The following is a 12,287-nucleotide window of genomic DNA, read 5'->3' as shown; positions in this document are numbered from 1 at the left end:
CAAGTCGAAGTGCCCGTTAAGATTCCATGTCCATGTTCTCTTGATTAATTACCAACCAGTGTAAAGTCCACCTCAAACGTCCGGTGCCAAGGGAGTATAACATCTGCAACCTGCGGCCTCCCACCTGTCATATCCATTAAATAAGTGTCACAGAACTCATTCAGCCCGTCCTTGATTACCTCACGAAGCTCGTCTTCTCTTGAACCGAGATCCATAGGCGTCATGCCAAGCTCTGGTAGAACATCCGATATGACTTCGTTGCGGACCAACGTTTGATAGCCCCAATCCTCAACCAGTCTGCGCATCATAAAGGACTTGCTTCGATCCTTCCAGACTGCAGCGGTTTCTTTCGAGGTCTCCTTGTTGTAATAAGAGGCGATTACGGCGTGAGCGATAACAGTCCCCAGCGTATTGCCGGAAGTGTTCCATGCGGCATAAGCATCCAGTGAATTCAGGTCATTGCCTTTACTGAGCAGCTTCATCAGCACGTGATCCGCACCATTACTAACCGCCACGTCAGCAAGAGCGATGAACACTCCCTTTTTGTAATACGCCCGAAGTGCCTGTCTGAACTCATTCAGATGACTCTCGGAATAGTAGGAGCGATTGCGTTCCTGGTAGGTTTGGGAGGATTCAGCAGCCTCTGACTGACCGACAGGCGGAGCATTTACCATGAGCACAAAATTCGATTCTATAGAAGAATCAGCTATAAATACACCCGCAGTCGTCATGTGCGATTTAATGCTTTCATTTAAGCTCCTATCCTCATATTTCGGAATAACATAGGGTCCTTGAGTCGACGAATAGCGGACATATGCTTCCGGAAAGTAATTCTTGATCTCACAAAAAACTCCGGCTAGAAGCGTACAACCTATTTCGTCTGCCCCTGGATAGATCGTAACGCGATCTGTCAGATTGCTCTTGTCCACTAGAATCAACAGCTCCCGCTGTTCTTTAGCAGAGAATCCATACTTCGCATTGTCATCCAGTGGAATGACCAATTTATCGATGATTCCCTCTTCCACATAGCGAATCGCCATCCGGTTAACGTAAGCATTGGTAGCTCTACGGCCTGTGAAATCAACCAACACCGTAGAAGGAATTTTCATTGTCAGCTCTGTAAGAATCTTCACTTCGGATTCAGAAAGGGTTTCCCGCTCCCCCTTATCCAGTATCCATCCATATTCATACAGCTTTCGGCCATGCTGGGCATAATAAGACGGTTCTTCATCATCGCTGTCATAAGACGGAACCCGCATAATCAGGTTATTGGCGTAAATTTTCAGGGAAGGATTGATAACTTTAAGATGCTTCAGCAATTCAAGTCGGCCTGCACATTCCTTATCTGTTAGATGATGCAATCTAGACGGCACGATCCCTCCGTATATGAGCAAATCGAGCGAAATAATCAGCCGGGTGGCATCTGCGACTTCCTTCTCCAGCCATTGCTTCAGTGCCTCATACTCAGCTGGTTGCTTCTTTACCCCCAGCAAGGAAAGTGGCGGAACAGTAAGTGTCAGGTCAGTCATGGAAGCAAGCTGTACCGGGTAGTTGTAGTTACAAGGCCGCTCGTCGAGCGGCAGGTATATGATTTTCTCCTTAGAGAACGTTCCATTCATAGTATGTTATCCTTTCACGGCGCCAGCGTTCACGCCATTGATGAAGTATTTCTGGAATGAGATGAATACAATCGCAATCGGAATGAGCGCGATCATGGATCCGGCCGCAACCAGGCGCGTGTTGGATACAAACGTCCCTTTCAGCTTGTAAAGCCCCACCGTTAGTGGGTATTTGGCGCTATCATCAAGTATGAGGAACGGCCATAGAAAGTTATTCCATGCTCCGATAAAACTCAAAATACCGAGCGTGGCAAGTGTCGGCTTCACCAACGGCATCACAATGTTCAGCCATATCCGCCATACACCCGCACCATCAATGACCGCCGATTCCTCAATTTCCTTGGGAATGGTAATCATGCCTTGCCTCATCAGAAAGATAGCATACGCGGAAACAGCACCGGGTAAGATAACACCGGTCAAGGTGCCCAGAAGATTTATTTTATTTAGAATCAAATAGATCGGAATCATGGTTACTTCCGCCGGGATCATCATCGTAGCCATAATCAGAAGGAAAACGAATTGTTTACCTTTAAACTCCATCCTTGCGAGTGGAAATGCAGCGAGGGATGCCAATATTAATGGTAGTGCCACGCCAAAAAAGGATAAAATAAGACTGTTCCAGAAATAAACCGGTATCGGAAGCGAACTCCATACGGTTGTATAATTTTCAAACGTCCACTGCTCTGGAATAAAGCTCGGAGGCATGGTGTAAATGGCCTCATTCTGTCCCTTTAATGATGTTGAAAGCGTCCATAGAAAGGGTAGAATCATGATTAAAGCGATAAATATCAGTAAAACGTATGAAAACGTATTGCTGATGACTTTTTGTTTATTCCATCGTTTCATTTCGGACGAATGTTTTGCTTGAGCACCTAATGCTTGATCTGCCATCATTCATCCCTCACTCTCTGTCCAAGTATCGTTTATTAATGAACGTCAGCAACATGATCGCCAGAAACAGCACAAAGGACATTGCGCTCGCGCCACCCATATGCAGCTTGGTGAACGCCTCGTCAAAGACCATATATACGACCGTAGTTGATGCATTCAGCGGTCCACCCTTAGTCATGTTCATCATGAGGGTAAATTCTTTAAACGCACCCATTGTGGATACGACAGCTACAAAGAATATAACCGGACGCAGCATCGGGAATGTGATGACCATCTGCTTGCGCCAGAATCCGGCACCATCCAAGTCAGCCGCTTCATATAAATCTTCCGGCACAGATTGAAGTCCCGATAAGTAGAACAGCATGTAATAACCAAGACCTTGCCATATGGTTACTAACGCAAGACTCGGAAGAACCATGTGTTTGTTTGTCAGCCATTTTAGCGGTTCCGCTCCAAACAGACTCAGGATGTAGTTAAGCACTCCGTCGCTCTGAAACATCCAGCTCCACAAAAAGGCCGTAACAACAACAGAGACAAGAGTCGGAAAATAATAAATAAGCCGAAATACCTTAACCCCTGCTAACCCCCGATTTACAAGCACAGCCAATAACACGGGCAGAACGACCAAAGCAGGTGTGACTAAAATCCAGTAATAAATCGTGTTGCGCATCGCTTGCCAGAATAGACTGTTACTCATCAAATCCTTGTAATTAGCAAGACCAACCCATTCGGCAGGATTGATCACATCATACTTCGTAAAACTCAAAAATAAGGCCGCAAAGGCGGGAATTATGCTAAAAACGAGCAGTAGCAAACCTGCCGGGGCTAGAAACGACCAGGCATGTGACCTTTTATACATAGATGCAAACCTCCTTCTTATAGTATAGTCGATGCCAATAAATCTCCTTCAGCCTTATGCTCGTAAGGCTGAAGGTGATTGTTCCAAACCATTTTTTATTGAAGTAATTTATTGACAGCAACTTCCGCAGCTGCTACAGCGTCGGCAGGATTTAAATCGTCAAAAAACATACGTTTTAATTCATCATTAATAGCTCTGTTGATATCAGCCAGATTCTCAACCGGAGGCATTAGATCCAATGATGTCTCAAGTTGGTTTACAGCCAAATAACGGCCCTTCTCAACTGGATCCGTTGAGTCCTTGCCTTCTGCGAAGAAGGCATCCTCTGCAGCTTTCTTAGCGGAAGGAAGAACGGAGGAAAGCTTGCTGAGCTGAAGTTGATTTTCGGCATTCGTCACAAATTTCGCAAACTTAACCGCTGCGTCCTTATTCTTGCTCTTCTCCGATACGCCGATGTTCATTGAATTTACAGGAATATGACCGGAGCTGAACGCAAATGCCTTTGTCACTTCCGATTTTCCATAAACTTCTGGAGACAGATCATTGACTTGACCGAACAGGTTAGGTCCAGATTGCCACCAAGCAAGCTTCTCCTGCGCATACCATTCTTGCGGCTTTGCCTGTTCCAGCAAAATCTCTTCTGGAATTAACCCTTCTTTATAACGCTCCTTATACTTTGCGAAGATTTCAACAGTTTCTGGCACATTAAATGCAGCCTTTGTCAAATCTTCATTCAGAATTGGAATATCGCTGAACAGCAACTCATCTCGGACCGTTAGCAGCGAATATCCATAAGCGCCTGTCTTTTCCTTAATGGCTTTCGTCATTTCCCAGGCTTCATCCACCGTTGTTGGAGGAGCATCAAATCCTGCTTTTTTCAGCATATCCTTGTTGTAGAGCACAATATCGTTAGCCAAATACCAAGGAAGCGCGTACGTTGATCCTTTGTATTCTCCTGCTGTCCATACACCCTCGTAAAAGTCATCTTTTACATCAGCAGCAAGCTCGTCCAAATTAGCCAGTGCGCCGAGTGAAGCAAGCTTCTTTAGAAATTCGGTGTTCAAGTTAACGACATCCGCTAAATTACCTGAAGCGCTACTTGTCAACGTCTTTTGCTCAACCGCATCGATCGGAATATCCTCCCATGTCACATTCACTCCTGGGTTTGCTTTCTCAAACGTATCGACCATGCCTTTGATGTAATCATCAAAAGTTGGGCTCAGCGAGATCGTCCAAAACGTGATTTCTGAAGAAGTTTCGGACTTTGCTGCATCTCCCCCTCCGCTCGAGCAGGCTGACGTCACAAGCATCGTGCACGTGAGCAGTAAAACGATCATACTTTTAGATTTTTTCAGAACAAACGCCTCCCTTTAATTTCGATCTAGACTAGAATCCCCACAAGATGAAAGCCCTTTCAAAATAAGGTGGGTTAAACGCGAGCGAATTTGTTCTGGGTACGGGTCCTTCATTTTATTTCAATAAAACCTTTGACTTTAGAGTGAATCTTACTTAATAATTAATAGCTAAGTGGCATACTTCACTTTATATCAACGTATGAAATCTCTAAAGACATCTTTCTCCAGACAGACTCCCGCATAACCCTTGTTTTCTTCCTTCTTGTTTAATGAGTATAGTATAACCTTACTGATTTTCATACACGGTGTATATGACGACATTTATCCTGTTTGTATCCATTTTAGACATCATGAGTTATTTAGGAGGCTTTGACTACATGCAAGTTTTTAAAGAGCCGATAGAATATCAGGATCCACTACTATGTATTAAGATATGGAAACTAGTCAATGAAGGCCTGGAGTATCCCATCGAGTGGATATGGCATTACCACAAGGAGGTTGAGGTTCTTACTGTTGAGCAAGGGACACTTGATGTACATATATCGGATAAAGTCTACAGGCTGAAAGCGGGAGATAGCTGTCTAATCGGCTCATCCCAGCTTCATTTTGGACGTAAGATCGGCACGGATGCATTGGTGTACATGGTTCTTCATATCGACCTGAATGCCTATTTTAATCCAGCTATTCAGATGTATTACCGTCAATTTACGGAGATTGATCAACCGTTGGACCGACTGAACTATATCATAGAAGAGAATGAACATGCCAAACGGGAAATCGCGGGCATTTTGCAAGAAATACATGAGGAGATGCAGGGCAAGAAGAGCGGTTTTGAGATTGCGACCAGCATGCTGGTCATTAAAATTCTGCTCACATTGTTTCGAAACGATGACCGCAGAACACTGAATCAAGAAATTTCTATCGATATCCCGCTGCTAAAAGAGGTCATCTCTTACATAAACTCACATATCGGGGAAAAAATTGAGCTCAAGGAAGTGTGCAAGCTGGCCAATATGAGCTATTCCTACTTCTCCAAATATTTCAAAAAAATGATAGGAATCTCCTTTACCGATTATGTAAACCGCAGAAAGATCCAAGAAGCGGAGCGTCTTCTGATTACAAAAGACATGAGGGTGACGGAAATTGCTGAGGCAATCGGAATCGAGAATATGGCGCATTTTTACGATCTATTCAAAAGATATACGGGCTGCAAACCTAAGGAGTATATTTCCAAACTGCGCGCAGACTCTTACACCCCGTTCGGACATGACCAAGAGTAAACCCAAGTTTAGAATCATAACCGGATAAACCCGGTCATAGATAGCTCTTATCTTAGACCGGGTCATGTGTTGCCTGACTCTTCTTCTACGGAAATACTTCAGACAACCAAGGAGCGAAGACTCCTTAGGCCCATGCACATTTGCATGGGCCTATTTTTTTCATACTTCACTCCGCTGCAACTTCACATATATATGATTCCACCTTCTCTTTAAAGGGGTTGTGCTACCCTTTTTATTATAATTAATCTTTACCTTCAGCTCCCCTTTATTTAGTGTATGATGGATATTATGGGTTTTATAGGTATATTTCATATTGGACTATCTGGAGGTTATTCGATGTCACTAAATAAGAAGACTTCAATGTCTTGGTTATTCCGCTATCTTCGTCCAGTCAAAGGAAGATTGATCGTCTTACTTCTATTATTACTAACTTCAACCGGCTTGCAGCTGATTAATCCGCAAATTATTCAACGCTTTATCGATACAGCCGCTAAGGATGGGGTCGTTACAGGTCTGGTTGTCCTTGCTGGATTGTACCTCGCTGTTGCGATTATGAACCAACTCGTTACCGTAACCGTTAGTTACCTAGGAAATGATGTTTCTTGGCGTGCTACGAATCAGCTGCGAGGCGATCTGCTCAAGCATTGCCTTAGGCTTGATATGCGTTTTCATAATCTGAAAACACCTGGTGAAATGATTGAGCGTGTTGATGGTGACGTAACCAGTATGTCGAATTTTTTCGCGATGTTTATCGTGCAGGTCATTGGCAGCTTTGTCTTGCTAGCAGGGATATTAGGCTTTATGTTCGCCACGAATTGGCCCATCGCCATCGTCATGACCGTGTTCACCTGTGCTGCCATTGGACTAATGGTCTTTGTCCGCGATTTGGGAGTCAATAGCTCGAAATCTGAACGTGAAGCCAGTGCTTCCTTGTACGGTTTTATCGAGGAGCGTATTGCGGGTATTGAAGATGTGCAGACGAACGGGAGCGTTCCTTATGTCATGAATCGTTTCCACCGTGCTATGCGAACTGTGTTTCTTAAGGGCAGAAGGGCATGGATGCTCCGAGTGGTTCCATGGAACACAACCGTCCTTCTCTTTACCCTTTCCGTTACCGTCGTGCTACTTATGGGCGTTCATTATTACCTGACGGGAAGAGTCTCCTTAGGTACACTATTCCTCATCTATCAGTATACTCAAATGCTGAACGACCCCATTGAACAGCTTGGTGACCAAGTCCAGGAGTTTCAAAAAGCGAAGTCCGGCATGCTCCGCTCACGTGAGCTGTTAGCTATGCAGAGTGAAATCATAGATGGAACTAAGTCTATCCTACCTGATGGTGCTCTCGGTCTGGAATTTGATCATGTCAACTTCTGCTACACCAAAGATAAAAAGGTGCTCCATGATATCCATTTCTCTTTAAAACCTGGAGAAAAGCTAGGACTCATTGGCCGAACAGGAAGTGGAAAATCAAGTCTAAGCCGTCTGTTACTCCGGCTATACAACATCGACAGCGGTATGATCCGGGTAGGTGGTATCAACATCAAGGAAATGCGTCTAGATGCGCTATACCGTCGAGTAGGGTTGGTTACACAGGATGTGCAGTTATTTGATGGATCGCTTCGAGACAATTTAACTTTGTTCGACAGTCAGGTAACGGATCAGTACATAATCGAAACTACAGATCGACTTGGTTTACGCCCATGGATTGATGCATTGCCTCAAGGATTAGATACCCACCTCTCATCGGGGGGTTCATCTCTATCCGCAGGTGAAGCTCAATTATTTGCACTCACGCGTGTATTTCTTACACAACCTAGCTTAGTTATTCTGGATGAGCCTTCTTCAAGGCTTGATGGAGCAACCGAAGCGATGCTGCAATCCGCCGTGGACCAGCTCATGGCCCATTGCACAGGAATTATTATTGCCCATCGATTAGCTACCTTAGAAACGGTGGACACCATCATGGTGCTAGGTGATGGCTGCATCCTTGAATATGGTGCCAGAGAATCTTTGGCTGCGTATCCATCTTCTCATTATGCGGGACTGCTCCGCACCGGCAGAGAGGAGGAGCTTGTATGACAGTAACTCAATTTATAGGGCGGCTGTTTCGCTATCGACTCTCTCTTTTTATTGTAAATGGGTTGCTATGGTGTATCTTTCATTCGATTCCAATTGCCGTTGGGCTTGGCATGCAATGGTTCTTCAACAGAGTCACCATTAGTCACGAGACGAACTATCTCATGTTAGCTATTCCATTAATCGTAGTGGCTCTGTTGAGAATAACACGTGTGGGCACATTCTTTATTGCCTTTTACAAGTGGATCACTTATACCTATCATCTACAAGCGATCTTACGCACGAATATGCTTACTGGCATCATGCGTTGGCCGGGTAGAAATCTGCCTGCCTCCCCTGGTGAAGCGATGAGTCGCTTTCGAGAGGATGTAGATGAGGTTGTCGAGTATGTGGAATCCTGGGTGGATTTCTGGGGCCGACTGGCTTTCGCCATTATATCCGTTGTGATCATGATGAATGTCAATTGGTTGATCACAACCGTCGCTGTTCTCCCCTTACTGATTGTTACCTTGTTAAGCAATCTGTCCGGCAACCGTGCAAGACGTTATGGACAGCTTAACCGCGAAGCAACAGGGCGCATCACTGGTTTTATCGCCGAGACCTTCGGCTCGGTGCAAGCGTTAAAGCTAGGTCAAGCAGAAGATCACGTCTTAAAACGATTCTCCGCCCTCAGTGAAGCAAGGCGAAAAGCTGCGCTTAAAGATAATCTTTTTAAACAATGGATGAGGTCGCTCAATCAGCATATTATCTCGATCTGCACAGGGGTTATTCTACTTATGTGTGCATCGGAGATGCAAGCAGGTCGATTTTCTGTAGGGGATTTCGCCCTATTCACATCTTACTTAGTCAATTTGGGTTTCAGTATCTCCCTATTCGGCTATATGGTCTTTCAGCATAAACGATTGAAGGTTTCCCTTGATCGTATGAGCATACTGTTTCGGCCTGGCGAAGAAGATCAGATCATAGCGCCAAATGAAATACACCTGGACGGTCCTCCACCAGATGTTCCAGCTGCAGCACGAGATCCGAAGGATGCATTGCAAACATTAGAAGTAAAAAATTTGTCCTATACGTATCCTAATTCGGATATTGGCATCTCAGATATTAGCTTTCGCTTGGACAGCGGTAAGTTTCTCGTTATTACTGGACGGATTGGCTCTGGGAAATCCACATTTATGCGGACGCTTCTAGGATTGTTGGAACAGACGAACGGCTCTATCCAATGGAACGGTAAGGAGATTGATCCCGCTACCTTCCTCATTCCCCCTAAAGCAGCTTATACGCCACAAGTGCCACGTTTGTTTAGTGATCCACTCCGTGAAAATATTATGCAAGGCAATCCAGATTGCTCCGAGGAATCCCTTGCACGCGCCATTCACTTGGCCGTCATGGAAAGAGATATTGAAGACTTGGAGTATGGACTCGACACGATGGTAGGACCAAGAGGTGTGATGCTATCCGGTGGTCAGATCCAACGTGCAGCTACAGCAAGGATGATGATGACGGCTTCTGACTTGTACTTGTTTGATGATTTGTCCAGTGCACTTGATGTTGAGACAGAAAAGCTGCTATGGGAGCGACTTTTTCAAGAGAAGGACGTCACTTGCATCGCAGTCTCCCATCGTAGAGCGGCGCTGTCACAAGCAGATCATATCATCGTCATGAAGGATGGCAGAATCGGAGCCGAAGGCACCTTGAGCGAATTGCTGACAACCAGCATAGAGATGCAATTGCTCTGGCAAGGGGAGCAATCCCCTATTGAGGAGGAAGCCGGGGAGCTAGTAAGCCGGTGATTTTATGGTACGACGTAAAAAAGGGTGGGCGGTAAACCTGCAAAAATGATTAAACAAATAGAACTATAAGTTTAAATATAAAAAGAGTAAATCTGGTCATAGCCCCGTCAAGTAGACAGTAATAAAAAGTAAGCGGCGATCTCTTCACGGTATTTTACCGGGGAGAGGTCGCCTAATTTTTTCTGGAATCGCTCTTTATTGTAGTATTCGATGTGTCACAATGAGTTTTCGGGCACTTTCCTCTCTATCTGGCTCTGTCTGCGTTACTTTGATTAGCTGGTTTATCGGATGTCTGTGTCATCCTGAGACTACCTTCAACAGAATTTCCACCAACGATTTTCTTTCATGCTTGTAATATATACTGTTCAGAGAATACCCAAAGAATTTTAAAAAATACAGTTGATTCTTCCGAGGATTAAAAACATTAGGATATTCTTTACAAGATATTCAGCTACTGATGAGGCAATCACACTGGGGACTGACAAAAAAAACTGCACCTCCAATAGTTAGATGGTGTCTAACTATTGGAGGTGCAGTTTATATTCTGTTGAATGTGGTTTATTGTATATAATAGTATAAACTTTTGTTTTAATACTGCTATGGTCTATTTTTCTATCTGGACCTAAGTCTAGAATTTGTCCGGAAGGAGAGATACGTACTGATATGCGATTTTTTTCATTCCTGAGCTCATTTTGGACCGCATGGCGGGATTATCCGAGTGAAATGAACACGGTGCTTGGGAATCGATATACAGTCTATGAAATGATTGGCGAAGGAAGCTATGGCATAACCTATAAATGCTTAGATCAGACCAACGGAAGCTTGGTAGCTGTCAAACAATCAAGACCCAGCAAGGGGGCTTATGCTAAGCACCTATTACAAAGGGAAGCAAGGATATTAAAAGCGCTTCGTCATTCACATATTCCTGCATTTAAGGATTTATTCACGGAAGGACGCAACACCTATCTGGTCATGTCTTTTATTAGTGGAGATACACTTGAAAATATGATTTTCGATCAAGGCAGGCAATACGGGGAACAAGATTGCGTGCGTATTACACTGCAGCTTCTCGAGCTTGTCGGATACATTCACATAAAAGGTTTTGTTCATCTCGATTTACGTATTCCCAACGTGCTTTTTAAAAATGAAGAATTATATCTTATCGATTTCGGCTTGGCGAGAGAAATGGGTGAGCCCCACCCATTCATGAATCCAGCACAGAAGAAGTTCAAAAATGGCAGTGTATCCACAGGACAATTTAAGGACTCGGAGGAAAAGGCAGACCTCCTGGACATTGGCCATTTCATGTTATTTCTCCTCTATTCTACCTATAAACCGAATGAAAAACACAAGGATGCCGTGAAACTTGGCTGGCAGGAAGAGTTGGAACTCTCTAGAGAGTTAAAAGAAATGATTGAGCGCTTGTTGGAGCTTCGAGAGTCCTATTCGACTTCTGCGCAATTCATGGCTGACCTGCGGGATCTGGCGCACCTCCAAAATTGATAGCTTGGTCTCTTTTATGTTAATATTTGAATACAATATATTGTAATAATTACAGTCAAGAAAGGTGGTTATATCACATGCTAAGAAAATTAATCAATAAGCTTCTTCACTCTGCATCTCATAGTCAACGAAGACATTATAGCAGTTCTTCAAGACATTATAGAAAACGACAAAGCAGTAGTCACCAGTACGCACGTCCTATGAGATCATCTTCAGATTACAAACGAAGGAATGGTCGCATGGGTCAGGACTATTATAAATCCAGAAGACGCAGTTCAAGTTAACAGGAACTTTAAATGTTATTGATGAATGGATAGAGTTTTCAGAATAGATCTGAATTCTATCCATTTCTTTTTGTTCATTACAGCAATTTTCGCAACAACCAAACCCTCTTACCGAGTAAGAGAATATCCTCTTCCAAATCAAGCAAATCATCCTTAATTTGAAATGCAATGCCCACATGATAGGTGAATTTCTTCAGAACAGTGATTTCCGAAGCCTTAACCTGTGCGAGAATGGCAGGCATTGTCCATGAATGTTCCCTGACAGAATCTATATCATTCTAGTATCCATAATGTTGCTTCTGAATTAATATTTTTGTTCCAGTACTGACTAGCTAGAGCATACCAATTTACGCTCTGCTATGCATCACATTCAATTAATTAAGCTTATACTTTACGTTCATTTGATTTTATATAAATTGAGTATATCTTCTCTAATGAATCCGGCAGACTCATACAATCTCAGAGCAATTTCATTACTATAATTAACACATATAGATATCTCCTCAACATGAAGATCAAAAAACAATTCATTTAGTCCACTATATAATAACGAAACTCCAATGCCTTGTTTTCTAAATTCTTCTGCAACTGAAATAAATTCTATATTTCCTTCCTTGAATATCG

The 12,287-nt window shown here is 43.6% G+C and carries 10 protein-coding genes and 1 pseudogene; 4 read left to right on the top strand and 7 right to left on the bottom strand.

What is annotated here, in order from left to right; all coding sequences use genetic code 11:
* Positions 1 to 44: 44 nt before the first annotated feature.
* The 4 genes from AC1D69_RS08555 to AC1D69_RS08540 all read right to left on the bottom strand — a co-directional run bounded on the left by AC1D69_RS08555 (position 45) and on the right by AC1D69_RS08540 (position 4,679).
* On the bottom strand, positions 45 to 1,619 hold the full coding sequence (locus tag AC1D69_RS08555; protein WP_495455730.1) for a DUF4127 family protein: 1,575 nt from the start codon (positions 1,617 to 1,619) through the stop codon (positions 45 to 47).
* A gap of 6 nt (positions 1,620 to 1,625) precedes the next feature.
* Positions 1,626 to 2,513, bottom strand: coding sequence for a carbohydrate ABC transporter permease (locus tag AC1D69_RS08550; protein WP_495455729.1), 888 nt, complete (start codon positions 2,511 to 2,513; stop codon positions 1,626 to 1,628).
* A gap of 7 nt (positions 2,514 to 2,520) precedes the next feature.
* Positions 2,521 to 3,276: a carbohydrate ABC transporter permease gene (locus tag AC1D69_RS08545; protein WP_495455728.1), complete on the bottom strand. Its 756-nt coding sequence runs from the start codon at positions 3,274 to 3,276 to the stop codon at positions 2,521 to 2,523.
* Positions 3,277 to 3,464: 188 nt separating this feature from the next.
* Entirely contained in the window at positions 3,465 to 4,679 is a 1,215-nt protein-coding gene (locus AC1D69_RS08540) for an ABC transporter substrate-binding protein (RefSeq protein WP_495455727.1), read from the bottom strand.
* Positions 4,680 to 5,101: 422 nt separating this feature from the next.
* On the opposite strand from AC1D69_RS08540, the gene AC1D69_RS08535 reads away from it, so the two are divergent.
* From AC1D69_RS08535 to AC1D69_RS08525, 3 genes are all read left to right on the top strand, one after another.
* Positions 5,102 to 6,004, top strand: a complete 903-nt coding sequence (locus AC1D69_RS08535; RefSeq protein WP_495455726.1) for an AraC family transcriptional regulator — start codon at positions 5,102 to 5,104, stop codon at positions 6,002 to 6,004.
* A 336-nt stretch (positions 6,005 to 6,340) separates the two neighbouring features.
* A complete protein-coding gene (locus AC1D69_RS08530) occupies positions 6,341 to 8,086 on the top strand; it encodes an ABC transporter ATP-binding protein (RefSeq protein ID WP_495455725.1) in 1,746 nt (581 codons plus the stop codon).
* Complete coding sequence (locus tag AC1D69_RS08525) at positions 8,083 to 9,876, top strand: ABC transporter ATP-binding protein (protein ID WP_495455724.1); 1,794 nt, start codon at positions 8,083 to 8,085, stop codon at positions 9,874 to 9,876. The genes AC1D69_RS08530 and AC1D69_RS08525 overlap by 4 nt, the downstream gene beginning before the upstream one ends.
* 107 nt (positions 9,877 to 9,983) lie before the next feature.
* On the opposite strand, the gene AC1D69_RS08520 is transcribed toward AC1D69_RS08525, so the two are convergent.
* A complete protein-coding gene (locus AC1D69_RS08520) occupies positions 9,984 to 10,088 on the bottom strand; it encodes a hypothetical protein (RefSeq protein ID WP_495456052.1) in 105 nt (34 codons plus the stop codon).
* Between the two features lie 451 nt (positions 10,089 to 10,539).
* Between AC1D69_RS08520 and AC1D69_RS08515 the strand changes: the two genes are divergently transcribed.
* A complete protein-coding gene (locus tag AC1D69_RS08515) occupies positions 10,540 to 11,379 on the top strand; it encodes a serine/threonine protein kinase (protein ID WP_495455723.1) in 840 nt (279 codons plus the stop codon).
* Between the two features lie 385 nt (positions 11,380 to 11,764).
* On the opposite strand, the pseudogene AC1D69_RS08510 reads toward AC1D69_RS08515, so the two are convergent.
* Both AC1D69_RS08510 and AC1D69_RS08505 read right to left on the bottom strand, forming a co-directional pair.
* Positions 11,765 to 11,905: pseudogene (locus AC1D69_RS08510) on the bottom strand (polyprenyl synthetase family protein); the annotation flags it as partial.
* A gap of 155 nt (positions 11,906 to 12,060) precedes the next feature.
* A complete protein-coding gene (locus AC1D69_RS08505; protein WP_495456051.1) occupies positions 12,061 to 12,285 on the bottom strand; it encodes a GNAT family N-acetyltransferase in 225 nt (74 codons plus the stop codon).
* Positions 12,286 to 12,287: the final 2 nt, after the last annotated feature.

Source organism: Paenibacillus sp. Y301 (assembly GCF_059445505.1).
This window is presented reverse-complemented; position numbering and strand designations above follow the sequence as displayed.